The sequence below is a fragment of the Variovorax sp. GW823-FHT04B03 genome (genome assembly GCF_058796495.1).
In genome coordinates, this window is sequence record NZ_JBXAIT010000002.1 from 314,487 (window position 1) to 339,918 (window position 25,432).

At 69.4% G+C, this 25,432-nt stretch carries 14 protein-coding genes, 2 tRNA genes and 1 riboswitch; of the genes, 10 read left to right on the top strand and 6 right to left on the bottom strand.

Features of this window, described 5'->3' with window-relative positions; translation table 11 throughout:
• Positions 1-105: 105 nt before the first annotated feature.
• Complete coding sequence (locus AC1RAD_RS10220) at positions 106-882, bottom strand: enoyl-CoA hydratase (RefSeq protein WP_447744590.1); 777 nt, start codon at positions 880-882, stop codon at positions 106-108.
• 136 nt (positions 883-1,018) lie between these two features.
• Between AC1RAD_RS10220 and AC1RAD_RS10225 the strand changes: the two genes are divergently transcribed.
• Positions 1,019-1,474, top strand: a complete 456-nt coding sequence (locus tag AC1RAD_RS10225; protein WP_062472473.1) for a MarR family winged helix-turn-helix transcriptional regulator — start codon at positions 1,019-1,021, stop codon at positions 1,472-1,474.
• A gap of 110 nt (positions 1,475-1,584) precedes the next feature.
• Positions 1,585-1,689, top strand: a riboswitch (TPP riboswitch).
• A 76-nt stretch (positions 1,690-1,765) separates the two neighbouring features.
• Complete coding sequence (locus AC1RAD_RS10230) at positions 1,766-3,106, top strand: purine-cytosine permease family protein (protein ID WP_492734701.1); 1,341 nt, start codon at positions 1,766-1,768, stop codon at positions 3,104-3,106.
• Here AC1RAD_RS10230 and thiD read toward each other — a convergent pair.
• The gene (gene thiD / locus AC1RAD_RS10235) at positions 3,051-3,899 is read right to left on the bottom strand and encodes a bifunctional hydroxymethylpyrimidine kinase/phosphomethylpyrimidine kinase (protein WP_492734702.1); all 849 of its coding nucleotides are present in this window, start codon (positions 3,897-3,899) and stop codon (positions 3,051-3,053) included. The two genes, AC1RAD_RS10230 and thiD, sit on opposite strands and share 56 nt — an antisense overlap.
• A 35-nt stretch (positions 3,900-3,934) precedes the next feature.
• Here thiD and AC1RAD_RS10240 point away from each other — a divergent pair, with 35 nt between their 5' ends.
• From AC1RAD_RS10240 to AC1RAD_RS10275, 8 genes are all read left to right on the top strand, one after another.
• Complete coding sequence (locus tag AC1RAD_RS10240) at positions 3,935-5,041, top strand: FAD-dependent oxidoreductase (RefSeq protein ID WP_095950173.1); 1,107 nt, start codon at positions 3,935-3,937, stop codon at positions 5,039-5,041.
• Between the two features lie 20 nt (positions 5,042-5,061).
• Positions 5,062-5,259: a sulfur carrier protein ThiS gene (gene thiS / locus AC1RAD_RS10245; RefSeq protein ID WP_492734703.1), complete on the top strand. Its 198-nt coding sequence runs from the start codon at positions 5,062-5,064 to the stop codon at positions 5,257-5,259.
• 38 nt (positions 5,260-5,297) lie between these two features.
• On the top strand, positions 5,298-6,107 hold the full coding sequence (locus AC1RAD_RS10250) for a thiazole synthase (RefSeq protein ID WP_447787643.1): 810 nt from the start codon (positions 5,298-5,300) through the stop codon (positions 6,105-6,107).
• A complete protein-coding gene (gene thiE / locus AC1RAD_RS10255; RefSeq protein WP_492734704.1) occupies positions 6,104-7,063 on the top strand; it encodes a thiamine phosphate synthase in 960 nt (319 codons plus the stop codon). The genes AC1RAD_RS10250 and thiE overlap by 4 nt, the downstream gene beginning before the upstream one ends.
• Positions 7,060-9,195 (top strand): TonB-dependent siderophore receptor, encoded by a 2,136-nt coding sequence (locus tag AC1RAD_RS10260; protein ID WP_492734705.1) that lies wholly within the window; start codon positions 7,060-7,062, stop codon positions 9,193-9,195. Before thiE ends, AC1RAD_RS10260 begins: the two co-directional genes overlap by 4 nt.
• A 119-nt stretch (positions 9,196-9,314) precedes the next feature.
• Positions 9,315-9,390, top strand: a tRNA-Asn gene (locus tag AC1RAD_RS10265).
• Positions 9,391-9,579: 189 nt separating this feature from the next.
• Positions 9,580-9,655 (top strand) — tRNA-Asn (locus tag AC1RAD_RS10270).
• 258 nt (positions 9,656-9,913) lie between these two features.
• A complete protein-coding gene (locus tag AC1RAD_RS10275; protein WP_062472450.1) occupies positions 9,914-10,354 on the top strand; it encodes a YXWGXW repeat-containing protein in 441 nt (146 codons plus the stop codon).
• A 45-nt stretch (positions 10,355-10,399) separates the two neighbouring features.
• Here the strand turns inward: AC1RAD_RS10275 and AC1RAD_RS10280 are convergent, their stop codons facing one another.
• The 4 genes from AC1RAD_RS10280 to AC1RAD_RS10295 all read right to left on the bottom strand — a co-directional run bounded on the left by AC1RAD_RS10280 (position 10,400) and on the right by AC1RAD_RS10295 (position 25,197).
• A complete protein-coding gene (locus tag AC1RAD_RS10280; RefSeq protein ID WP_492734706.1) occupies positions 10,400-14,242 on the bottom strand; it encodes a prealbumin-like fold domain-containing protein in 3,843 nt (1,280 codons plus the stop codon).
• Between the two features lie 19 nt (positions 14,243-14,261).
• Entirely contained in the window at positions 14,262-21,425 is a 7,164-nt protein-coding gene (locus tag AC1RAD_RS10285; RefSeq protein WP_492734707.1) for a hypothetical protein, read from the bottom strand.
• A gap of 250 nt (positions 21,426-21,675) precedes the next feature.
• A complete protein-coding gene (locus AC1RAD_RS10290; RefSeq protein ID WP_492734708.1) occupies positions 21,676-24,585 on the bottom strand; it encodes a beta strand repeat-containing protein in 2,910 nt (969 codons plus the stop codon).
• A 162-nt stretch (positions 24,586-24,747) separates the two neighbouring features.
• A complete protein-coding gene (locus tag AC1RAD_RS10295; protein WP_492734709.1) occupies positions 24,748-25,197 on the bottom strand; it encodes a hypothetical protein in 450 nt (149 codons plus the stop codon).
• Between the last annotated feature and the right edge of the window lie 235 nt (positions 25,198-25,432).

Genomic DNA, 25,432 nt, shown 5'->3' on the forward strand with positions numbered 1-25,432 from the left:
ATTCGAAGGCGCCCTCGTGGCGGAGATTCTCACCCGGCCCGTGGGCCCGCGGACCGGCGCATCACGGGTCGGCCGACATCTGGACGATGACCGACCCGCTTGCCGCTACGCCGCAGTCTTTGAGAAGTCAGGGGCCCGCTTCTCGGCGAACGCTGTGAAGGCTTCGCGCGCTTCGGGACTCTGGAGGCGCTCCACGAACTGCGCGCCTTCGAGGTCCATCTGGGCTGCAACGGCCGCGCCCTGCTTCATCAGGCCCTTCGTCAGCTTCAACGAGCCCGCGGCACGGCTGGCGAGCAGCTCGGCAACCTTCTGCGCCTCGCCGTGCAGGTCCGACACAGGAACGACCCGGTTCGCGATGCCCCAGGCCAAGGCCTGCGCAGCGGACACCGGCAGGCCCAGCGCAAACATCTCGTAGGCACGAACGTGGCCGATGCGGGCAGGCAGCAGCAGGCTCGACGCCGCTTCGGGAACCAGCGCCAGGTTGACGAACGGCGTGGACAGCAGCGCATCCTCAGCCAGCACGACGAAGTCGCAGTGCAACAGCAAGGTGGTCCCCACGCCGACTGCGCGTCCGTTGACCGCCGCAATCACCGGTCGCGTTGAACTCGCCAACGCACGCAGGAAGCGGGCGACATGGCGCTCTTCGTTGCCGGCCTTCCCGGCAGCCACGGCAGCAAATTCGCCCAGGTCGTTGCCCGAGGTGAACATGCCACCTTCGCCTCGCATCACGATGGCCCGGACGGACGGGTCGCTCTCGGCGCCTGCGATGGCATCGGCCAGACGGCCATACATCGCATTGGTCAGTGCGTTCATCTTCTCCGGCCTGGCCAGCGTGAGGGTCAGGACACCCTGGGTGGATTCGACGGTCACGTGTTCGGTCATAGGTTCTCCTGGTTGCCCTCTCGCACCGTGCGAGAGGGATGGCATTTAATTCGCATGCGAAGTATATGCTTCGCGTGCGAAATAAATACGGATAAGATGTAACCTGCAGCGCCTTCGCCCAGGCCACAGGAATCCAATGAAAGCTCAAAAAAAATACAGGCTGGTGTTTCTTCTGAACGTCGCCCAGCGGGCGGTGCAGCGCTGGAAAGAAACCCGCGGCGACGCCCTGCCCGCGCTGTCGGCAGCCCAGGCCGGCACGATGTTTTTCCTGTCGACCAACGATGGCGCCCTGACGGGAGAAGTCGCGCAGGCACTGAACATCGGTGCACCGGCCATGTCCGGCCTTGCCGCCCGGCTCGAAAAAGCCGGCTACCTGACCCGCGCGCAAGACCCGAACGACGGGCGCGCATTCCGCCTGTACCAGACCGAGGAAGGACGGCTTGCCGGACAGCGTGCAAAGGCCGGGCTCGGCGCGTTGAACGCACGGCTGACCCAGGGCTTCAGCGACGAAGAGATGGCAATCGTCGGCCGGTGGCTCGAATCGGTGGTCGAGAATTTTTCCGCCGAGGGCGCGGGAAAGCACGAGGAATAGGCCCTCGGCCCCGGCACGCCATCGGTGCGGCGGGTGCAAGGCCCGCTGTGGCCGGATTCTTCCGTGCGCAGGAACTTTTCGGTGCGTCTGCGACACACGCGCCTAAAATGACATTTCGCTAGGGGTGCTGCACCGGTTTCGACCGGTGTGGCTGAGAAAGTCCCTTTGAACCTGACTGAGGTAATCCTCGCGCAGGGAAGCTGGTCCGGTGGCCTGTCGCGTTGTCTCGCGTGACGGCCGCGCCACTGGAGCCTCGCCCACCTGCCAAACCTTTTGCACTGGAGCAAACGGATGGCACACAACGACAACGACAGTTCCGCTTCGTCCGGCAACGAAGCGCTCACGCCCCTGCCCGCCTCCCGGCGCGTCTTCGGCTGGCACGACCACGCCTCGCTGTGGTTCAGCCTCGGCGTGGGGCTGCTGGTGATGCAGATCGGCGCCTACCTGGTGCCGGCCGTGGGCACGCGCGACGCGGCGCTGGCGATCGTGCTGGGTTCGCTGCTCGGCGCCGGGCTGCTGGCCTGGACGGCGCGGCTGGGCTGCGAAACCGGGCTGGCCAGCGCCGGACTGATGCACGCCACCTACGGCAGCGCCTTCGCGCGGCTGCCGGTGCTGCTCAACATCGTGCAGCTGGTGGGCTGGACCACCTTCGAACTCGTGATCATGCGAGAAGGCACGCAGGCCATCGGGCAACAGGCCTTCGGCGCCGCGCTGGGCACGGCCTGGGGCGGCGTGCTGACGACGCTGCTGTGGGGTGCGGTGCTGCTGGCGCTGCTGGCCGGCTCGATGGTGAAGCTGGTGCGCCGCTTCGTGAGCCGCTTCGGCCTGCCCCTGGTGGTGCTGTCGCTGCTGTGGCTCAGCTGGCAGTTCGCCACGCAGCTTCACGCCAAGGGCCTGGACGCCTTCTGGGCGCGGCCGGGCAACGGCAGCATGGGCATGTTCAGTGCGCTCGACCTCGTCATTGCGATGCCGGTCTCGTGGCTGCCGCTGGTGGCCGACTACGCGCGCCACGGCAAGCGCAGCGCCGCGGGCGGCCTGGGCAGCGCGTTCAGCGGCACCTGGATCGGCTACGCGCTCGCCAACATCTGGTGCTATGCGCTGGGCGTGATGGTGGTGAGCGTGGCCGAACCGGGCACCAGCCTGGTCATGGCGCTGCTGCTGGCGCAGGGCGGCCTGGTGGCGCTGGGCCTGATCCTCATCGACGAACTCGACAACGCCTATGGCGACGTGTACTCGGGCTCGGTGTCCACGCACAGCCTGCTGCCGCGCTGGAGCGTGAAGCGCTGGGGCCTGCTGCTGGCGGTGCTGTGCATCGGCCTCGCGCTGGTGCTGCCAATGCACACGCTCGAACCCTTCCTGCTGCTGCTGAGTTCGGTGTTCGTGCCGCTGTACGGCGTGATCCTGGGACGGCTGGGCAGCGGAAGTGCCGTGTCGGCGAACGGCACGCGCACCATCGACTGGGGCGCGGCGCTGATCTGGCTCGCGGGCATCGCGGCCTACCACGCGCTCGCCAAATGGGCGCCGCAGTTCGGCTCGGCGCTGCCGACGCTGGCGGCGACCTTCGTGCTGGCCTGGCTCAGCCGGCCGACAGCGGCAAGCGGTGGGTCGGCACTGGCGCAAAGCCGTGGTTGAGCGGACCGTGGCCCGCACCGACCAGCACATCCGCACCGGCGCGCATCGCGCCGAGGATGTACGTGCGTGCGCGCTCGACCGCCTCGGGCAGCGCCAGGCCCAGTGCCAGGTGCGCGGCGATGGCCGACGAGAGCGTGCAGCCGGTGCCGTGCAGGTTGCGGCTGGCGATGCGCTGCGACGCGAGCCGCTTGCGCGCGCCGCTGCGCTCCAGCAGCACGTCGACCACCTCGTCGCCGGGCAGGTGGCCGCCCTTGAGCAGCACGGCCTTGGCGCCGAGCGCGAGCAGTTCGTCGGCCGCGCCGTCGAGCGCGTCGATGCCGGCGATGGCGTGACCGACCAGCAAGGCGGCTTCGTCGAGGTTGGGCGTGACCACCACGGCGCGCGGGAACAGCTCGCGCACCAGCACCTGCACGGTCTCGGCCGCGATCAGGCGGTCGCCGCTGGTGGCGATCATCACGGGGTCGAGCACCACGTTCTTCAGCTGGTAGCGGTCGATGGCCCAGGCCACGACCTCGACCACCTCGGGCGCGTGCAGCATGCCGAGCTTGACGGCGTCGACGCCGATGTCTTCCACCACCGCCTGGATCTGCGCCTTCAGGAAGTCGGGCGGCACGCCGTGGATGCCCGAGACGCCCACCGTGTTCTGCGCGGTAAGCGCGGTGATGGCTGTCATGCCGTAGCAGCCGAGGGCCGCGAAGGTCTTGAGGTCGGCCTGGATGCCGGCGCCGCCGCCGCTGTCCGAGCCGGCGATGGAGAGCACGCGTGCGTAGCGCTGGGTGGGTGCTTGAGTCATGTCGAAAATTATCGGCGAGCCGACGGAGGTGCCGCATGAGCACACCGCATCCCCTGCCTTTCGGCTCGGCGGCGATCCTCGGCGCGGGCCTGATGGGCCGGCTGATGGCGGTCACGCTCGCGCAAGCTGGCTGCAAGATTGACCTGTACGAAGCCGGCAGCCCCGAGGCCGAAGGCGCGGCCGCGCGCGTGGCCGCGGCCATGCTCGCGCCGCTGGCCGAATCGGCCGTGGCGCCGGTGTCGGTCGTGCGCATGGGACAGCATGCTCTGTCGCGCTGGCCCGAGCTGCTGGCGCCGCTGGCGCAGCCCGTGTTCTTCCAGCGCGAAGGCACGCTGGTGCTGTGGCACCGGCAGGACGCCGCCGAGGCTACGCGGCTCGCGGGCGTGCTGGCGCGCACCGGCGCGCAGGTGCCCGAGCTGGCGCCGATGCAGGCACTCGACACGCCCGCCGCCATCGCCGCGCTGGAGCCCTCGCTGGGCACGCGCTTCGCGCGCGGCCTGTACCTGCCGGGCGAAGGCCAGCTCGACAACCGCGCGCTGCTGGCGTCGCTGCGCGCCACGCTCGAAGCCGATGCGCGCGTGACGCTGCACTGGCAGTCGCCGCGTGCGCCCTCCGACTTTTCGCCCGGCACGGCAGGCCAGCCCGACTGGGTGATCGACTGCCGCGGCCTCGGTGCCAAGCCGCAATGGAATGCGCTGCGCGGCGTGCGCGGCGAGGTGATCCGCGTGCATGCGCCCGAGGTCACGCTGCAGCGCCCCACGCGCCTCGTGCATCCGCGCTACCCGCTGTACATCGCGCCCAAGCCCGACCACCTGTTCGTGATCGGCGCGACCGAGATCGAGTCAGACGACCTGTCGCCCGCCAGCGTGCGCTCCACGCTCGAGCTGCTGAGCGCGGCCTACGCGGTGCACAGCGGCTTTGCCGAGGCGCGCATCGTCGAGATCGCGACGCAATGCCGGCCCACGCTGCCCGACAACCTTCCCGCCATTCGCCAGCCCCAGCCGCGCGTGCTGCAGATCAACGGCCTGTACCGCCACGGTTTCATGATCGCGCCCGCCCTGCTCGACGCGGCAATGGAACTGCTGGCGCACGGCCGCTCCACGCTCGCACGCGGCTTCGGCATGGACGTGCCCGACGCATGACGAGAACAACGACGACCCCGATGAACATCCTGATCAACGACAAGCCCTGCACGCTGCCCGAGGGCGCGCTGCTCGCCGACGCGCTGGCCGTGCTGCAGGCCGTGCCGCCTTTCGCGGTGGCGGTGAACCGCGAGTTCGTGCCGCGCTCGGCCTATGCCGCGCACCCGCTGCATGCGGACGACCGCGTCGAGGTGATCCGGCCGGTGACCGGCGGCTGAACGACGCCACCAGAGACAAGACGAAGGAGACGACAACCATGACGAACCCCGATCCCCTGGTCCTCTACGGCCAGACCTTCCACAGCCGCCTGCTGCTGGGCACCGCGCGCTACCCCTCGCCCGACGTGCTCGAAGCGGCTGTGCAGCGCGCGAAGCCCGCGATGCTGACCGCCTCGCTGCGCCGCCAGACCGCCAGCCAGGGCTCCGGCAACAGCGACCTCGGCAACGGCTTCTGGGAGCTGCTGCGCAAGCTGGCCGTGCCGGTGCTGCCCAACACCGCCGGCTGCCACAGCGTGCAGGAAGTGATCGCCACCGCGCAGATGGCGCGCGAGCTGTTCGACACGCCGTGGATCAAGCTCGAGCTCATCGGCGACGACTACACGCTGCAGCCCGACACGCTGAACCTCGTCGATGCGGCGTCGCAGCTGATCCGCGACGGCTTCCATGTGCTGCCGTACTGCACCGAAGACCTCGTGCTGTGCCAGCGCCTCGTCGATGTCGGCTGCCAGGCCGTGATGCCCTGGGCCGCGCCCATCGGCACCGGGCGCGGGCCGGTCAACCCGTATGCGCTGCGCCTGCTGCGCGAGCGGCTGCAGGTGCCGATGCTGGTCGACGCGGGCCTCGGCCTGCCCTCGCATGCATGCCAGGTGATGGAGTGGGGCTACGACGGCGTGCTGCTCAACACCGCCGTCGCGCTCGCACAGGAGCCGGTCGCCATGGCCGGCGCGTTCGCCGATGCGGTGCAGGCCGGCCGCGCCGCCTACCGCGCCGGCGCGATGGCCGCGCAGGACGCCGCGCAGCCCAGCACGCCCGTGCTCGGCACGCCCTTCTGGCACCACGCACCATGAACGCCATCGACACCTCCAACGCCCGCGCCGTGGCACAAGCCATCGTCGCGGCCCACGGCCTGCGCTTCGGCGCCGCAACGGCCACGGCCGTGAGCGGCGCGCCGCGCTTTACCTCCGACGACGCCATCTATCGGGGCGCCAAACAGGCCTGCACCGCGCTCGGCTTCATCGAGATCGACGCCGAATGCCTCGCCCATGCGTGGCGCGCGCAGACCGAACGGCTCAGCCAGTTCGACGCATCGGCATGGCCCGATGCACCGGTCGATTTCGGCATGGGCCCGTTTCCGCCCACCGCGCGCGCCGACGCCTTTCCGCCCTGCCCCGAACGGCTCGGCCTCTACGCCGTGCTGCCCGACGCGGCGTGGGTCGGCCGCATGGCGCGCGCCGGCGTGCCGACGGTGCAGCTGCGCTTCAAGTCGGACGACGCCGCCGCCGTCGCGCGCGAAGTGCAGGCCGCCGTCGATGCGGTGCACGGCACGGGCGCGCTGCTGTTCATCAACGACCACTGGCAGGTCGCCATCGCAGCCGGCGCCTACGGCATCCACCTCGGGCAGGAAGACCTCGACGCGCTGTCGCCCGATGAGCTTCAACAACTGCGCGCTTCCGGCCTGCGGCTCGGCGTGAGCACCCATGGCTACGCCGAGATGGTGCGCGCCGACGCGGTGAGCCCGAGCTACATCGCGATGGGCGCCATCTACCCGACCACGCTCAAGAAGATGGCGACCGCGCCGCAGGGCGTGGCGCGGCTCGCGGCCTACGCGCGGCTGCTGCGCGGCTACCCGCAGGTGGGCATCGGCGGCGTCGATGCCGTGCGGCTGCCCGAGGTGCTCGCCACCGGCGTCGGCTCGGTCGCCGTGGTGCGCGCGCTGGTCGCCGCCGACGACCCCGAGGCCACGGCCGCGCAATGGATGACGGCGATGCACGCCGCCCCCAGTTTCCCTGAACGCACAGAATGAACGCCCGACTTTTCTCGCACTCCCCGCTTTCGCGCGCGCTTGCCGCCGCCCTTCTCACTTTCAGTGCTTGCGGCGCGCATGCGCAATCGCAGGCCTTGCCCGAGGTCACCGTGAACGACGGCGCCGCCGCGCCGCAGGCCGAGATCAGCGGCTTCGGCGATGTGCCGCTGCGCGAGCTGCCGCTGTCGGCCACCATCATCGACAGCCAGCAGCTGCGCAGCAGCGGCGCACGCCGCCTCGCCGACCTGACGCAGTTCGATGCCTCGGTCACCGACGCCTACAACTCGGCCGGCTACTGGGACTACCTCACGGTGCGCGGCTTCGTGCTCGACAACCGCTTCAACTACCGGCGCGAAGGCCTGCCGATCAGCGCCGAGACGGCGATCCCGCTGGACAACAAGGAGCGCATCGAGATCCTGCGCGGCACCAGCGGCATCCAGGCCGGCACCAGCGCGCCGGGCGGGCTCGTCAACTACGTGGTCAAGCGCCCGACCGAGCAGGACCTGCGCACCATCCGCCTCGAAACCACCAGCCGCGGCAGCGTGCTGAGCGCGCTCGACGTCGGCGGGCGCTTAGGCGAGAACCGTCAGTTCGGCTACCGACTCAACGTGGCCGGCGAAAAGCTCAAACCGCTCACGCACAACCTCGACGGCAGCCGCCGCCTCTTCTCGCTCGCGGCCGACTGGCGCATCACGCGCGACTCGGTGCTCGAGTTCGAGGTGGAGCAAAGCCACAAGCAGCAGCCGAGCCAGAACGGCTACAGCCTGCTGGGCAACACGCTGCCCCGACCGGTCGATCCGCGCATCAACCTCAACAACCAGCCGTGGTCGCAGCCCTCGGTGTTCAAGGCGCTGACCGGTACGGTGCGCTTCAGCCAGGCACTGAACGCCGACTGGCGCTGGAGCGCGCAGATCGGCCAGCAGCGCCTGAAGACCGACGACCGGCTGGCCTACGCCTTCGGTTGCGGCGCCGAAGGCAACTACGACCGCTACTGTTCCGACGGCACCTTCGACGTGTACGACTTCCGCAGCGAGAACGAGCGTCGCACGCAGACCGCGGGCAGCCTGAACCTCAAGGGCAACGTGATGACGGGCAGCGTGCGCCACGAGCTGGGCTTCGGCCTGCTGCAAAGCCGCGTGCGCAACCGCTTCCAGGACCAGGCCTACAACTACGTCGGCACCGGCAACATCTGGGCCACCGCGATGACGCCGGCCGACCCGCGCCTGACCGACGCCAACACCAACCGCAACGAGCGCTCGACCGAGCTGTCGGTGCAGGACGCGATCCGCTGGAACGACCGCTTCACGACCTGGGTCGGCGCGCGGCACACGCGGCTGTCGCGCGACAGCATCCGCACCGACGGCTCGCGCCCCACCGGCTACAGCGACAGCATCACCACGCCGTGGATCGCGGCCAGCTACACGATCCAGCCCGGGCTGCTCGCCTATGCGAGCTGGGGCAAGGGCGTCGAGTCGCAGGTCGTACCGAACAAGAGTTCGCAGTACGCGAACGCGGGCGAGGCGCTGCCCGCGCTGCAATCGCGCCAGTGGGAACTCGGCCTGAAGGGCGGCGACACGGCGTTCAACTGGCAGCTCGCGTGGTTCGACATCTCGCGCCCGATGACCAACCTCGACCTGTGCGGCGAGTTCTGCACGGTGCGCAACGACGGCCGCGCGGTGCACCGCGGCCTCGAGGCCGGCGCGCAATGGGCCGGCGGCCCCTGGCGCCTGGGCGGCAGCGTGGCACTCATCGACGCCAAACGGCGCGGCAGCACGACCGCGCCCGAACTCAACGGACAGGCGCCCACCAACGTGCCCAAGCAGGTGCTGCGCGCGCAGGCCGCGTACCGCTTCGCGTCGGTGCCGGGCCTCGAACTCGCGGGACAGCTGTCGTACGAAGGCCGCCGTAACGTGCTGCCCGACGGCTCGATCCGGCTGCCGTCGTGGACGCGCCTGGATGCGGTGCTGCGCTACGACACCAAGCTGGCCGGCATGGCCACGAGCTGGACGCTGGCCGTCGACAACCTGTTCGATCGCCGCTACTGGAAGGAATCGCCCTACCAGTTCAGCCACGTCTACCTGTTCCCGGGCGCGCCGCGCACGCTGCGCCTGGGCGTGAGCATCGCGATGTGACGACATGAATGGAGCGCTTCGTCTTCGTCATCGCGGCGTCGTTGCCACGAATTCGTTGCGCCGGCGCCGCGTTGTTTTGGAAGCCCCAAAAATCACGCTATAATCTAAGGCTTGTTCGTTCCTCGATAGCTCAGTTGGTAGAGCGCCGGACTGTTAATCCGTAGGTCCCTGGTTCGAGCCCAGGTCGAGGAGCCATCACAAAGCCGCAAGGCCTCTGGAAGGCCCGCTACTCACAAGGTAGCGGGCCTTTTCATTTGTGAGACGACCGCCGAACGAAGACGCGTACCAAGCGATGGAAAGAAATCGCCCCGCGCACTTCGATTGGCAAAAATTGAGGGTCGCCGTTCAGAACGGCGATTCCATTGAATATAATTGAAGGCTTGTTCCTCGATAGCTCAGTTGGTAGAGCGCCGGACTGTTAATCCGTAGGTCCCTGGTTCGAGCCCAGGTCGAGGAGCCACCATTTGCTGAAGGCCCGTTACTCACAAGGTAACGGGCCTTTTCGCTTTGCGGCCCCTTTTGCTTTGGCGCCACATATCGGCCGCCGTCTGCCCGCTCGCGGGCCTGTCCGACACGCGGGCCCCGCCCTGCGTGCAAAACTCCCTCTTTGTTGACGGCTTGTGCTGCCCTGCTCCGGGCAAACCCGTGCACGCGACGCGCCGCTCAGGCGTTGTTTGAGCTCAGTCATTCACAAATAACAACCATCAAGGGCATCACGATGAAACTCACAAGAATTCTTCTGGCCGCCGCCGTGGCCGCCGCCACCTTGCCCGCCGTGGCGCAGGTGTCCGTCAACATCAACGTGCCCGGCCTGATCCAGGTCGCGCCGCCCGCACCGCGCTACGAGCCCGCGCCCCGCCCGCGCAGCGGCCAGGTCTGGGTGCCCGGCCATTGGCAATGGAACGACCGCGCCTACGCATGGCGCCCCGGCTACTACGTGGCGGCCCGCCCCGACTACGCCTACGCCCCGGGCGGCTGGGTGCGCGCCGACGGCGGCTGGCGCTGGCGCGAAGGCGACTGGCGCCGCGCCGAGCGCCGTGAGGAACGCCGCGAAGACCGCCACCACCGTCGCCATGACCACGACCGCTACGACCATGACGACGACCACCGCGGCGGCGGCCACTGCCCGCCCGGCCAGGCGAAGAAGGGACGCTGCTGATAGCAGCAGCAGGAGCAGCTTGCGCGCCTGCTGACGCGCAAGTCCTCAGTTCACCGTCACCCTGAACCGCACGCTGCCCGTGCCGCCGGGCGCGAGTTGCCCGGTGAACTTCCAGTCCAATGGCCCCGTTCCGCCCGGCGCTTGTGCGGCCGCGCATGCCACGGCCGGCGCAGGCAATGCATTGGCCGGCGTGCGCTTCGTGCATGCGGTCAGCGTCGCCGGGGTCGCGCCTTCCTGCGAGGCGACGAAGCTGGTGTAGACCGGCGTGACGTCGCTCACCGTCAGGCCGCTGATCGGCGTTGCGCCGTTGTTCGTGTAGGTGATGCGGTATTCGAGCGTCTCGCCCGACTTGGCTTCGTTGTTGAGCCCGAAGTCGCCGTTCTTCGTCAGGTTACGCACTTCCTTCTTGAGCTCCAGCGCCGTGCTCGACACGGTCGTGGTGTCGAGCACGAGGTAGCTCGCGCTCAACGCAGGTGACGCGTTGGTGAACACGAAGCTCGCCTGCACCGAGCGCTTGTCGTTGTAGCCGGCGAGCGCGCCCGCCGGAATGAACTCCTGCACCACCACGCAAAGGTTCTGCCCCGTCATTACGGGCCGGGGCACCGCCGGCGGATAGAGTACCGTAGCGCCGGCCTGCAAGGCACCGGTGCAGCCCGGGTCTTCGTAGATTTTTGCGCTCCAGCCGTCGATCGGCGGCGTGGCCACCGCGCCGGCCACGCCGAAGCTCACCGTCCCGCCGGTCTGCGCCACGAAGGTGTGCGCGTGGCTGACGCTGCTGCCGGGCGAGCCGGTGCGGGCGCTGTCGGCGCCGAAGCGGTTGAGAGCCACGTCGCCGAAGTTCAGCTCGCCGGCCCGGGCATCGTTCCATGCAAAGGCGATGTGGTCCGGCGCCCCTGCGGCGGTGCGCGCGTAGGTGTAGGTCCGCCCGCCCACGGCCACGCCCGCGCCGGAAGGCAGCGGCGTGCCGCCGACCGACGCCCCGGTGGACAGATGGCCCACCGGCGTCACCTCCTCGACGCACAGCGGATCGCCATCGGACGGCGACGACGGCTGCGACGGCACCTCCAGGCGGTAGTGGCCCGAGCCGTCGGTCACGGCCGTGGACCACACGCCCGCCGCACAGTTGGTGAGCCGCATCTGCACGCCCACGAGCCCCGCTTCGCCGCCGTTGGCCACGCCGTCGTTCGGCACGCCCGCACCGCTGCCGTTGTCGTTGAAGACGCGGCCGGTGACGGCATGCGCATCGCTGTTGACGAAGGTGCATTCAAGGTCCGCACCGGCCACCATCCACTCGGCAGGAATCTTCAGCACATTGCCGGCCAGCACCACCGGCGGCGCCGACGCGGCCGCTGCGGCCGGGCTCGAACCCGACACCCCGCGAATGGGCGATGGCGCGATGACGTCCTTCAGGTCGCGGCAGCTGGCGCTCACCGGGTTCACGGGCCAGCCAGCGGGCGACGTTTCGGTGATGGTGACCGGCACGCCCACCTTGCCGGTGATCGTCAGCGCACCGATACCCCGGCCCGGCGCGCTGACCGTGATGGTGTCGCGAGCCGCGCTCAGGCCCGACAGCGCAAAGTCGAAGCGATGGGTGCCGGAACCGCTGATCACTTCCTTGGCGATGCGAAGTTTCGGGTCCCCCAGGAGGACCGCGACCGGCCCCGTCGAGTCATCGCAGAGCGCTTCGTTCGGCAAGGTGGTGCAAAGCGGATCCCCACCACCGCTCAGGTTGATGGAGTTCGTACCACCCAGCGGCCCGACGGCCGTGGCGTCGACGTGTACAGGAATCTCGACAGAGAAGCCACCGGGCATGACACCCGCAGCCACGCTGCAGCGGACGACCATGGAGCCGGCGGGGGAACAACCGCTCAGGACACCCGTGGTATTGATCGCGACCAGCACGGGCGGTCCAGCCAGTGTGATGCCCTTGGGCAAGACGTCTTCGAGCACGAGCGGCGCTGTGGTCGCTGCAAAATCCACAACGACGTCGACCACGTAGAGCTGCCCCGGCGCCCCGACAATCAATGGGTGGGGCCTCGAATACTTGAATCCCCGGATGCGCGGCCCAGCAACCGATGTGATTGTCGTGCTCGCGCATGGACCGACACCGTTGCACGCGGGGTCCCCGCCCCCCACGGCCGTTGCCGCGTTGATCACGCGCGGCCTCGCAGCCGGCAGAGGCGTCACCGGGATGACGAACGACGCGGACGTTGCCATGCCCGCAGGCACCGTGCACGTCACGACCTGCCCGGCCCTGCTGCACCCCGAAGGCAGCGTGCCGATCGTCAAGGAGACCGGGACGGTGTCGGTGATGACAGTGTTCGCCGTCGTCATCCCGGCATTGGTGCTGCTCAGTTTCAGCGTGTAGCTGGCCGGCTCGGCAATGATGAACTCCGCCACATCAGCGATCTTTTCGAGTTTCAACGTCGCTTGAGACACCACGCGCGTGGGCGGCGTGCTCGCATCGCACGCCTCTGCTGGCGCCGTCGTACATGCGACATCCCCACCGCCGCTGAGATTCACCGTGTTCGTGCCGCCCGTTGCGCCCACGGCCGATGCGGCGACGTTCACAGGAATCCGTATTTCGAAGGTGCCGGGCGCGATGCCCGCCGCCACGCTGCAGTTGGTCGTGTTCGATCCCGAGGTCGGGCAACCACTCAGCACGCCGGTGGTCGTTCCCGCCACCAATGTCGGGGCCCCGCGCAGGGTGACGCCCGGCGGCAAGGTGTCCATCACCGAGATCGGCGCCGTGGTCGTGCCGCTGGCCACGGTAACGAGCACAGCGTAGAACTGGTTGGGCGCCCCCACCACCAGCGGGCTGGCGCTGACCGTCTTGGTCGAGGTGATGACGGGCGGAGACGCAGGGACCACCGGCGTGGTCACCGTGCTCGTGCACGCCCCCTTGGTGTTGCAATTGCGGTCTCCTCCGTCCAATGCCGTGGCCGTGTTGGTCACCTCGGGCACGGCGGAAGGCAGGGGCGTCACCGGAATGACGAAGGACACGGACGATGTGAGCCCTGCAGGCACTAGGCAACCGATGTTCTGGCCTATTCGGCTGCACCACGGAGGAAGCTCGCCGATGGTCAGCGAAGGCGGCACTCTGTCCTCCACCAGCGCATCGCCAGTGGTCTCGACGCCATTCGTGCTCGTCAGCGTGAGTGTGTAGCTGGCGGGCTGGCCCACGACCCATGGGGCTGCGCTGGCTTCCTTCTTGAGCGCCAACTGGGGGTCTGGCGCCACGAAGCACACCACGTTGTCCGACCCATTCGGCTGACCGTAGCTTGGCTCGTTCGAGAGCGTGACGGAAGACACGGATGTTCCCGAAACATAGGCCCATGCAGAGGCTCCAGAACTGGCTGTCGCCCCCTCAAGATTGCCGTCTGCATCGATTTTTACCGGCGCAAGGCTACCCATCTGTGCGGTCGCTGGACCGGGGGCAGGCGTCGTGATCTCCGCCGCAGTGAACGGATAGTGATTTCCGTTGACGGACACCACCATCTTCTCGCACCCATCTGCTGGGTTGCAGTTGAGCAGGTAAGTTCGAACGCTCACGTTCTTCACCGGCACAGAAAAGTTGAACGTGCATGCCTCCCGCACGTTGGGCTTTCCCAGCCGGAGATAAGTACCCCATGCGAACTTGTCCTCCACCCCGCATACGCCCTCCGTGGTGACAGCGATGCCCCCGTAGGTCCCGCTCTTCCATAGACAGAACTCTGCAGCCGTGGCCTGCGTGCCGATCAGGAGCGAGGTCAGTGCCAGAAAGAGGACGCCGCGCAAGGCATGAAAGAAGTGCGCCACGCCTCTCGCAAGTGCCATCGCACGCGTCCGCACGGGTAGGCAGCGAAGCGCCGTCGCGCAGCGCATCGAATCAGTTTTTTGCATTTTCATTGGCCATTCCTCCGCGACTTCATCGATCGGTCCGCTCGTCTTTCACGGGGGCTGCTGCGCCCGCCGACGCGGCACCCAGCGCCGTCTCGTCGAACTTGAAACGCAGCCGGATGTATGCGCCCTTGCTCGTGTAGTCGTTGGCCGCCAGGTCGCGGTCTTTCAGGCCCACGAAGTTGTAGCCCGCCGACACCCACAGGTCCTTCATGACCTGGTAGCCGACTTCGATGCCCAAGGTCTTCTGCAGGCCGCCGCCCTTGCCGCGCAGCAGGCCGGCCTGCACGCCGAGGTCCCAGCTGTCGTTGAGGTCTTGCGTGTAGCGCGCCTGCAGCAGGTGCGCCCAGTAGGTGCTGCGCAGCAGGCCGTCGTCGGCGCGCGACCACTTGGCGGCGTAGCGCCCGTTGATCACGGTGCCGGGGCGCGGGTTGTAGTTGAGGTGGGCCGAGACGATGTCGGCGCTGGTGCGCCCGGGCAGCGCTGCGCTGCCGTTGCCCGCACCGAAGACGCTCGCGCCGTCGAGTGCGCCGGTCGAACTGCCGGTGCCGGTGACGCGCTCGGAACGGCGCTCGTAGCGCATGAGCGCGTTCCAGCTGTCGGTGTCCACCGGACGGTAGGCCAGGCCGATCTGGTGGCGCGCCAGGTGGTGCGCGTTACCGGCGTTGGCGCCCTGCCCTTCGCTGGCGCTCATCACGCTGCGCGCCAGCAGGCTCCACGACGCATCGATCTTGAAGCCGAAGCCCGCGCTGAACAGGCGCGTGTCGGCGTCGTCGCCGTGGCGGCCTTCGAGGATGCCGCTGGCCTTGATGCGCGCGTCGGTGTATTCCACGCCGCCGGTGATGGCGGTGGAGTCGCCCGCCAGGCCGCTGGCGTGGCCGGTGCCGTTGTTGCCGCTGTTGCGCAGCCCGCCGATCTGGCGCGTGTGCTCGACGCCGCCGGTCAGGCGCCAGTGGTCGTCGACCCTGAAGGTGTTGCGCACGCCCGTGGCGGCCTGTGCCGCGCGCCCGTCGAGGCTGTCGGCCAGGCGGTACTCGCTGTACACGCGCCCGCCGTCCATGTAGGCGCTCTCGATGCCCAGGATGCCCACGTTGTTCGACTGCCCCGCGCTCAGCTCGTACGGCCCGTAGAGGCTGGAGACCAGTTCGTAGCGGCCGTACAGGCGCGTCTTGTCGGTGACGGCGTAGTTGCCGCCCACGGCGAGCACGTGGCGGTCGGACTTGCGGAGGTCCTGCTCGCCTTCGACGAACACGTGGGCCTGCGGCACGCCCGGCACCTGCGCCGACAGGCGGGCGCGCACGGTGGTCAGGTCGTCGTCGTTGGCGTTGGCCTGGGTGCCGGCGTTGGCTGCCGCGCCGAGCGCGGTGACGTTGTTGGCGGCCACGCCGCTGCCGAGGTTGCCGCTGTAGGTGGAGACCTGGCCGTAGTCGAAGCCCGAGCCGCTGCCCAGGCCGGTGCCGTTGTGGCCGTGGCGCAGGCCGAACTCGCCCACCAGCTGCTCTCCGAACTTTCGCTGCACGCTGGCGGTGATGCCGCGGCGGGTGCCTTCGCGCAGGGCGTCCTGGCCGTAGAGCAGTTCGCCGCGCAGGGCGGTGGCGGCGTCGAGCCGGTACTCGGCGCGGGCCGACGCTTCGGTGCGCCCGGCCGAGAAGCTCGCGCCGGGGTTGTCGAAGCCGGTGCTGGTCTTGCTCGCGAGCGCGGCCACGGCCAGGTCTTCGCTCTGGTGGCGCAACTCGACGCGGGCGCCGCTGCCCTTGCCGTTGCGGTCGGAGTCGGTCTGCACCCATTCGCCGGCGACGGTGGTGTGCTCACCCAGGCGCGCCAGGGCGGTGACGGCACCGAGCTTGCGGCGGTTTTCGGGGTTCTCGTCGATGGCCGCGACCACACCGACCTGCAGGTTCTTGGCCACCTTGAGCTGCACGTCGGCGCCGGCCACGGTGAACTTGGGGCCACCCGCGTCGACCTCGTAGGTCACGCGAATCGACTGCGGGTTGAGGTTCGCATCGACCGACGCGATGGCGCGCGTGAACAGCAGGCGGCGCGTGAGCGGCTCGACGGTGTAGTCGACGAAGCGCGTCACGGTCGAACGCTGCAGCACGAGGTCGGGCTGGTTGCGGTCGCGCACGACGATCTCGACCTGCTCGCTGTTCTCGACGAACTCGCCGCCCCTGGCGCCCAGGTAGTACGGGCCCGAGGTGCCGACCGCGCGGAACTCCTCGACCTGCTGGGTCTGCGCGGTGCGCGAGGCGTAGGTGGTGGTGCGCACCTCGCCGTCGTCGTAGACGTGCTTGAGGCCGGTGAGCGAGCGGCTGACCTGGCTCAGGCTGCGCACCTCGGTGCTGCTGGCGGTGCTGAAGTCGCCGTACAGCAGGTAGGAGCGGTTCTTGTCGATGCGCACGTAGAGCTTCTGCGTGCTCTGGGCGTCGAAGCCCTTCGCGGACGAGTCGCCGTACACGGGGTAGAACTCGTCGGGTCGGATGTCGCGGAACAGGCGGTCCTTGCGGGTCTTGTCGGAGTCGTAGGCGGCGGTGAGCAGGTAGTCGCCCTTGACGGCGCCCTTGAAGAAGAAGGCAGCGCGCGCGGCGGTACGGCGCTTGTCGTTGCCCTCGTCGGCCAGGCCGGACAGCTCGGCCTCGAAGGCCGCGCCCGCGGGCATCGCGCCCAGCGGCACCTGGCCGCGCTTCGTGAAGTCGAGCACGCCTTCGACGATGCCCACGCCGATCATGGGGCGCAGCTCGGGCAGCAGCGCCAGGCGCGCCTCGGTCGTGAAGCTCGCGGCCGTCACGCGCAGGCGGGCGTCGCCGGGTTCGCCGGGCGGCAGCAGGCGGAAGTCGGCCACGCCACCATCCATGAAGACCTGGGTGCCGGGCTCGGCGGGGTTCAGGTCTTCGTCGAGCCAGCGGCCACGGTCGGTCTCGAGCGTGAGCTGCGTGCGCGCGGTCACGGGCACGCTGGCCGCGTCGGTCAGGCGCACCTTCACGACGACGGGCGTACGCAGGTCGGCCTGCGCCGAGGCGGGCACGTCGATGTGGATGGCGCCGAGCTTGTCGGGCGCGGTGACGCTGATCTGCTGCGCGGCGCCACGCACGTTGCCGAACGGATCGACGGCTTCGAGCACCAAGCGGTTGACGCCGGGCCGCAGCACGATGCCGATGTATTCCCAGGCGCCGATCCGGCGGCTGGCCTGCTCGGTCTTCTTGCCGACGCGGCGCTCCTCGACGCCCTGGCCGTTGACGCTCAGGCGCAGCGCCAGGCCGGCTTCGCCCTTGACGCGCACGTTGAGCGAGGTCGAGGGCAAGGTGTCGCCGTCGCGCAGGTCGATGAAGCCGAGGGCGTTGCTTTCGATGCGGGGCAGCAGGGCCTCGAGGTCGATGGGGCTGGGGACGGCCTGCGGCGGCGCCACCGCGGCGGTCGGCTGCGCAATACCGCGGGACACGCGCATGCCGGAGAAAAGACTGCCCACGGGGGATGCGCCATCCACCGCGGCGCCGCCGGTCACCGCGCCGAGCGTGCTGCCCTGGCTGCCCGACGCGCCGCCGATGAAGCTGCTGGGCGACGCCGATGCGGCGGGCATCGCGATCAGCGGCGCCGAGCTGGCCTGCATGGAGGCGGTGCCGGTGCTGCCGCCCGCGCGCACCTCGCCGCTGGCAGGCAGCGCGCGCCGGTCGCCCACGGGGACGATCCGGCCCTCGGGGTCCAGGCGCATGCGCACCTGGGCTTCGGCCTCGGTGTCGGGCACGGCGGCGATGGCTTCGCGCCGCGCGATGACGTCGCTCATCACCGCCGGTGCGTCGCAGTTGGCGACGACGAAGTTGGCCTTGTGGAATTCGCCCTTCTTGAGATCGACGAAGCGGCTGCCGGGGCGCCCGGCATTGCGGTTGTCGAGCGCTTCGAGCCGCGCGCCGGCGGGCAGCGTGGTGGCATCGAGCCGCAGCACATGGGTCACCGGTTTGAGGCCGTACAGGCTCCACTTGCCTTCGACGTCGGTGATGACGTGCGTGCCGTCTTCCATGTACAGGCGCACGCCGGGCACGCCGATTTCGTCGACGCCCTGCTGGCGGCCGTCGCGCCGGCAGTCCATGTAGACCTTGCCGAAGAGGAAGGCATCGTCGGAGAACACGCCGCCGGTCACGCGCACGGTCCATTGGGCGAGGTTCGACTGCATCGGGCCAGAATTGGCGCGGGCACGGTTGACGGCATCGCCGTTCGTCGGTGCGCCGACCCCGACGCGCACGCGGTAGCGCACCGTGGCGGACTGGTCGATGCCAAGCGCGAGGCCTGGCTGGCGGAAGACCAGCCGGGGACCGGCCCCGCCCACGGGCTCGGCCGTGGCCGCGCCGTTGAGGCGTGCGCTGCCAGCCACATAGGCGAAGCCCGGCGGCAACTGGTCGGAGAGGCTGAGGCCGGTGACGGGAAAGCCGGTCTTGTTGGTGACGACGAGTGCGTAGTCGAGGAAATCGCCGAACTCGACCTGGCGCTTGCTGCCTTCCTTGCGCAGCACGAGGCCGAGCACGTTGCCCGGATCGAGCGGGATGTGGTTGTGCAGCACGTCGCAGGCCGCACCCGAAGGCTCGAAACCGGCCTTGAGCGAGAAGTGGTGCGTGGTGGGCTCCGCGCCCTGCGGCGACGCAGCGTTCGGGACGATGGCGCCGCAGCGCTCGAAGGTACCGGGCGTGGCGGGGATGAGCTGCGAAGGCGCCGCGTAGGCACTGCCCGCGGGCGGCGCCACACCCAGCGCATAGGTGCAACTGCCGGTGACCGGCGGCGACAGGAAATAGAACTGGTAGCCGCCGTCGGCGCCGGTGGTCATCGACAGGCTGCCGTCGGCGTTGGCGCGGTAGACGCCGCTGTCGCCGCCGAACACCTCGGCCAGGGCCATCGGCCGGGCAACGCCGTCGCTGCAGGACTGGCGGGTGAAGGTGACGACGGCACCGGCCACCGGTTGGCGGGTGACGGCGTTGTAGACCACGCCCTGCGGGTCGGCCAGCATCGAGGACGCACTGCTGGCGCTCGCGGTGACGAGCGCAGCCGACGACGCCGGGGCGGTGTTCTGCTCGAAGGCGGCCGCCCAGGCCTTGTTGGTGAACGGCACGCGGGCGCCGTTGCTGGAAGGCTTGCGGGTGACGCGCACGGTGAATTCGACGTCTTCGCTCTGGCCGGGTGCCAGGGCGCGGCTGCCGTCGGTGAGGCCGAGGGCGGCCTGCATGGGCAGCTTGAAGGGATCGGCGCTGGCGGCAGCCTCGCGGTCGCAGGCGGCGCGGCCGGTGAAGCCGGATGCGATCTGCAGCACGCCGTGGCGCACCTTGGGCGCGCCGACGAGTTCCCAGGCGGCGACGAGGCCTTCGGGCTTGTCCATGTCGAAGGTGCAATCGAGGTTGTCGATCACCCGCACGTTCGGGGCCGGGGCTGCGCCGGTGTTGCCGACCTTGAAGCGGTAGTCGAGTTCGTAAACGCCCTCCCCCACGCGGCGCGGCTGCGAGACGCTCTTCACGAGCGAGAGCACGGGCTGCTGCAGCGGCACCGGCGTGGGCGAGGTGTCGTTGCCGGGGTTGCCGTCGCCGTCGGCATCGGGGTTGCTGCCGTTGACGGAGTCGTCGAAGACGGTGGGCGGGCCGCCGGCGGCGAGCGCGGCCTGTGCGCGCACGGTGTTGAGCAGCGTGCCCGCGCGACCCGACACGTGAAAGCGCACGTCGAAACGCACCGTGAACTGGCCGCCCACGGGCAGCACCGCACCGGGTGCGAGCAGGTCCTGCGCGGAGGCCGTGCCGTTGAACGCGGCGTTGACAGCCGCGACCGTGCCCGCCACGCCGTTGCCCGGACTGCCGACGATGGCCAGGGTTCCAGGCACCACGGTGTACTGGCGCGCGCCCGGCACCGCGGCGGTCGTGCGGGTGCCGAACTGCGCGGCGCCCTGCCCTTCGAGCACGTCGGCCAACTGCACGCCGTGCAGCGCGGCCGTGCCGTAGTTGCGCACGTGGACGTCGAAGGTGACGGTGGCCGTGCCGTCGGGTTGGCCGTCCGCGCCGCGGTGCATGCGCGGCGTGGAGGCGGCCTTGGCGACGCCGATGCGGCCCTGGCCTTGCGGCGGCGCCATCGCGATCACCACCGTGTTCGACGGCGACGCGGCGGGCGCGACGCCGTCGTTGTACTGGCTGTGCGCGGTGTTGCGGATGTCGCCGGTGTGATCGGCCTTGACCTGCACCGCGAACTGCATGGCGATGGAGGCGTTGCGCGCGAGCGCGGTGGGCACGCCGATGGCCACTTCGATCGCCGCGCCGTCTTCGGCGGTGCGGTAGCTGAAGTCGGCGTCGCCGGGCATGCGGAACAGGCGCACCGCGCCGGCTGCCGTGCTCTGCAGGCTGCCAGCGAGGTCGCGCAGCAGCAGCAGGCTGCGCGGACTGCCGTTGACCAGCACCTGCGTGCCGGTGGGCGCGGCCGCGCCGCCGGGCTGCGCGTCGCGCGCGCCGGTGTTGGTGCCCGAGATGCTGAAGTCGATGCGCGTGCTGCCGGGCACGACGGCCCCCGCATGGCTGGCCGACTTGACCAGCGCGAGCACGGCGACGCTGCCCACGTCCACCGTGTCGCGATTGCTCGCGCTCGCGCCCTGCAGGGCGGTGGTCGCGCTCAGCACCACGCAGGCGCTGCCGCTGGCCGCGGCGGGAATGGTGCCCTGCACCAGCAGTTCGGCCGTCTGGCCCGGGTCCAGCGCGAGCGTGCTGGCGGCACCGGGCAGCAGCACCAGATCGGAGGCGTCGACGACGCCGTTGTGGTTGCCGTCGCGCGCCACGCGCAACGCTGACAGGTCGAGCCCGCCGGCCGGGCACCCCGCGCCGTCGTTGACGAGCCCCAGGGTGTAGCGCGAAGCCACGTTGCCGGTGTTGGTGAGCAGATGGCTCAGCGTGACGACGGTCCCGGGCGGGCGGTTCACGCGCTGATCCTGCGTGAGCGACAGCGCCTCCACGGGCAGCACGCTGGCGGTCACGGCATTGGAGATGGCCGTCTCGCTGTGCCCGAGGCCGGCCGGGACGTAGGTGCCCGTCGCGATGCTGCGGATCACGACGCCGCCAGGCGCGGGCGCCGCCTGCGCGATCGGTGCGAAGAACATGGCGAGTGCCACTGCGGTGGCGAGTGCGAGACCGAAGGCCGCCATCGCGCTGCGCGCGAACGCCACGCAGCCCCACCAGCGAGGCATGCCGGCACGCGAAGAAGAAAGAAGAAATGGCACGCGGTGAACCTTCCCTCGCACCTCCCGCTGCGGGAGATACGTCAAACAGTCGAAGAACTCTTTCCTCTGCCGCCTCGAGGGCCGGCAATGCACGGCTTGCACGCAGCGATGTGCGCGAAAGCGGCAGGGGAAACAGGCGAGGCGCCGGAGATGAACCCGGGCCTCGCGGGAAACAGCCGACGGCCCTGGCGGGACCGTCGGCGGCGCCGATGTCAGATCAGGGGTTGATCTGCACGGCGAAGGTCAGCGTGACCTTTCCACCCGGGGCCACGGTGTTGGCCGCGCTGCCGCAGCTCACCGCCGTGGCGGTCGATGCGAAGACCGGCGTCGTACCGCCAATGCCCGGCGCTTCGCACTGCAATGCAGGCTGCTTCGCGCTCAGGACGGTGTACGCCGGCAGTGCGTCGTTGATGGCGATGTTGGTCACCGGCACGATGCCTTCATTGGTGGCAACGACCTGGTAGACGATGCACTGACCCGGCTTCAGCTGCAGCGACGTTGCCGCGAACGCGGTATCTGCCACACCGTCGCAAGTCGCGTCGGCCGCCTGCGTCTTGAGGACGCGGATCTGGCCGGTGATCACGGCCGTGATGTCGGTGGCCGAGGGCGCACCGCAGTTGGGGGCCGGGTCGGTGAAGGTGGCCGTCACCGTCGTGGTGTTGCTGACACCCGCGCTCACGCCCCCCGGCGCGAACACACGCACCAGCAGCTTCTGCGCCGCACCGGCCGGCAGGCTTGCCAGCGGACCGTTCACCGGCGTGTCGCCAGCGTCGATCTGTCCGTCGCCGTTGACGTCGAGGTAGACCGCGGTGGTCCAGCCTTGCGCCTCATCTGCCGCAGGCACCTTGGCTGTCAGCGTGTACGCGCCGCAGCTCTGGGCGCCGATGTTGGTCAGCGTGTGGGCATACACCACGGTGCCGCCGGGTGCGACCTGGCCGTTGTTGTTCGGCGTGAGCGAAGCGCCCAGCTGAAGGGCCGTCGAGGTCACCGTCACGGCGTCGGTCTTGACGTCGGACGCGATGCCGCCGGTCGAGGCCACCGCAGTGGATTGCACCTTGAAGTAGATCTTCACTGCAGTGACTGCGGCTTGCGAGGAAGGCGGCGTGACGCACGCTTCGACCGCCTGCTGCCCCCCGGCGATGACCGCGAGGTTCGAGATGGCCGGCGATGCACAGGTGCCGCCAAACGCCACGAACTTGACCGTCCAGCCTGCCGGCAGCGCGCCCGGGAAACCGGTCGTCTGGCTGGCCGCAAGGTTGTAGGTCGCGTCGACCACGTCGTGGTTCTTCACCCACAGCGTGAAGACGGTGCCGGTGCCGGCCCCCGTGTCGTGGACCTGCGTCGGCAACGGGCTGGGGCCCGCGCCGAGGTCGCCGTTGGCGACGCTGCCGGTGCCTGTACCAATCTTCGTATTGGTCAGGTCGACCAGGGTCTCGATCACGCGCTCGAGGCGGTCTTCGGTCGCATCGATCTTCGTGTTGTCGTTCACGGAGCGACCGAGCACCGTGGCCACGTAGGCGCCACCCACCGTGCCCGGCGGCAGTTGCACCTGCGTCACGATGTTGAGGCTCACGCCGGCCGGAATCGGGCCGGTGTCGGGCACGCCGTCGCCGTTCGTGTCCAGCAGCGGTGCGCCGCTGTCAGCCGCGAAGAACTGGAAGCTCGTGCCGGCCGGGAAGGTGCTGGCGGAGATCGACAGGTTCACGGCATCCGAGGCGCCGCCCGTGTTGAACACGGTTTGCGGGAAACGGACACTGCCGCCCGTAACAGCCAGCGTCTTCGTGGTCAGGTCCTGGCCGGCGGGGTTCGGCGTGCCGGGTGTCGCGTCGAGTGCCGTTGCAGCCGTGGACGGGTTGGAACCCACCACGATGCCGAAACGCGCCAGGACGGTGTAGGCCGCCGGATTGGTGGTCGAGCCGACGGTGCCAATGGCCACCGCGGTGATCGCCGGAGGGGCATTGGCATCCGCGTTCGCGGGGTTGTAGCGGGCCACGTTGGTGGTGGTGGACGTGCCGACCGCCGCGGTGCTGTTCACCAGCACCACGAAGCTCAGCGTCTGCGTCACGTTCGGACTCAGCGAAGCCACCACGGCATTCAGCGTGTTGCCGGTCACCTGGAAGTCGATGCCCGACGGATCGCCGGCCGCACCGTCACCCAGCGCCGTGCCCGACGCACCGCTCCACACGGCCGAACCGGTGACGTAGGTCAACCCTGCAGGCAGCACGTCGGACAGCGCGAACTTGCCCGGCGCGCCGCCCGTGTTGTTGAACGTGAGGGTGTAGACCGAGTACTGGCAGTTCGCGTTCGATGCGAGACCGGCTGTCCAGCTCGTGGCGGTACAGGCAGCGGAAGAGCGCGGCCCGCTGGCCGACGGGGCCGGCCATGCGCCGCCGCCAGGTGCGGCGACCAATGGAACACCGATCGCCTTGGTGACATTGAACACCGCATCGGTGGCCAGCTTGACCTCGTCCTTGTCGGCCGCCGAGGTGTTCGGCGCGGTGTACAGCGCCGGGGTGCCCGGGGTGGCGGTGATGGTTGCCGCATCGAAATTGCCGGTGCCGCTGGCCGAGCCCGGGATCGTGTAGGCCACGACGAAGCGGAATGCGCCGTTGTTGCCGGGCACGCTCTGCGCCGGGGTCACCGTGCAGACGTCCGTGCCAGCTGCCGAGCAGAGCGCCGTCGTGCTGTCGGGTAGCCCGTTGCCGTCGGCATCGGCGAAGACCTCAACGCGCGAGAACTTGCCCGCATCGGCCTTGACCGTGAGGGCGAAGGTGTCGACGCCATTGCCGGTGTTGGTCAGCACGTGAGGCGCATAGACCGTGGCGCCGGCCGCGCCGGACTTGGTGTTGACGATGGTCGTCGTGACCTGGTTGACGCTGTCGAGCGTGAACGAGCCCACCTGGAGAACAGTGGTCTGCACCAGGTTGGAGGTGGCGACCTGGGTCGTCCCGGCGGCGTCCGAATAGCTGGCGGACGCCTGGTTGCCGATGACGGTGTTGGCGGGCGGCGACGCGGCAAATGCAGCCGGGCTTCCGAAAAGGAAGCCCAGCGTCAACGCTGCGGCGCCTGCCCAGGGCGCGCACGGCTTGCAGCCGCTGGCGCGTTGGGTTGGCTGGGTGGGAATCACGTAGTTTTCTCCTCTGTTGTCGATGAACGGGAACACGAAAGAACCTGGCCGGTACGTTTCGACGGGCGAACGCGTACCTGCCGACTGGCACTCGGAAACAAGGGATCGATGGAAAAGGCGGGCGCCCTCGCCTCTCGCAGCGCGCGAGGGCCGGCGCGGCCTTTACTTGCCGCGCGGGGGCGGCGTGGCGGGCGTGGGGGGCGTAGCCGTTGGCGACGCGACGGTTTCGACCTTGGCGCGCGCGCTCACGGCGATGCTGCCGCTGGCGGGCAACTGGCCCAGGCTCCAGCGCAGCATGCGGTACTCGCTGTAGGGAACGGGTTCGGTCTTGCCGCTGGCCAGCTTGCGAACGAGCGGCTCGGGCTCGAAGACGGCGGTCTTGGTGGCGGCTTTCACGAGGCTGGCACCCGGCTTGGCGCTGCGCGGCAGGTATTCCAGCCCCTCGGGGATCGGCAGATCCGCCACCAGCCCCTTGACCGGCTTGCCCGTGTTGTTGGTGTAGGTGGCCTTGTATTCGATGACGTCGCCCGGCTTGATGGTGGCCGCGTCCTGGAGCTGTTCATTGCCGTCCGGCCCCTTGACCACCTTCGACTGGGCGAGGACGACGGTCACGGCTTGGGCCGCGGCAGGTGCGCGCGGCGCCTCCAGCGAAGCGGTGGGTTGCGCGAACGCGACGGTCGCGGCGCCTGCGGCAAGCAGGACCAGGCCTGCGCGGATCAGCGGGTGGACCGCCCCTGCGCGGCCTCGCGACGACGACAAGAACAAGTCCCATGTGGATGCTGTCATTCAAACCCCAATTAACAATATTTGAAATTCACGCACAAAATTTACAATCAACTTCTTATTG

Excerpts from the sequence above, each read along its gene's own strand:
- AC1RAD_RS10220 (WP_447744590.1), bottom strand. The coding sequence starts at position 882 with ATGACCGAACACGTGACCGTCGAATCCACCCAGGGTGTCCTGACCCTC.
- AC1RAD_RS10225 (WP_062472473.1), top strand. The coding sequence starts at position 1,019 with ATGAAAGCTCAAAAAAAATACAGGCTGGTGTTTCTTCTGAACGTCGCC.
- AC1RAD_RS10230 (WP_492734701.1), top strand. The coding sequence starts at position 1,766 with ATGGCACACAACGACAACGACAGTTCCGCTTCGTCCGGCAACGAAGCG.
- thiD (WP_492734702.1), bottom strand. The coding sequence starts at position 3,899 with ATGACTCAAGCACCCACCCAGCGCTACGCACGCGTGCTCTCCATCGCC.
- AC1RAD_RS10240 (WP_095950173.1), top strand. The coding sequence starts at position 3,935 with ATGAGCACACCGCATCCCCTGCCTTTCGGCTCGGCGGCGATCCTCGGC.
- thiS (WP_492734703.1), top strand. The coding sequence starts at position 5,062 with ATGAACATCCTGATCAACGACAAGCCCTGCACGCTGCCCGAGGGCGCG.
- AC1RAD_RS10250 (WP_447787643.1), top strand. The coding sequence starts at position 5,298 with ATGACGAACCCCGATCCCCTGGTCCTCTACGGCCAGACCTTCCACAGC.
- thiE (WP_492734704.1), top strand. The coding sequence starts at position 6,104 with ATGAACGCCATCGACACCTCCAACGCCCGCGCCGTGGCACAAGCCATC.
- AC1RAD_RS10260 (WP_492734705.1), top strand. The coding sequence starts at position 7,060 with ATGAACGCCCGACTTTTCTCGCACTCCCCGCTTTCGCGCGCGCTTGCC.
- AC1RAD_RS10275 (WP_062472450.1), top strand. The coding sequence starts at position 9,914 with ATGAAACTCACAAGAATTCTTCTGGCCGCCGCCGTGGCCGCCGCCACC.
- AC1RAD_RS10280 (WP_492734706.1), bottom strand. The coding sequence starts at position 14,242 with ATGAAAATGCAAAAAACTGATTCGATGCGCTGCGCGACGGCGCTTCGC.
- AC1RAD_RS10285 (WP_492734707.1), bottom strand. The coding sequence starts at position 21,425 with ATGCCTCGCTGGTGGGGCTGCGTGGCGTTCGCGCGCAGCGCGATGGCG.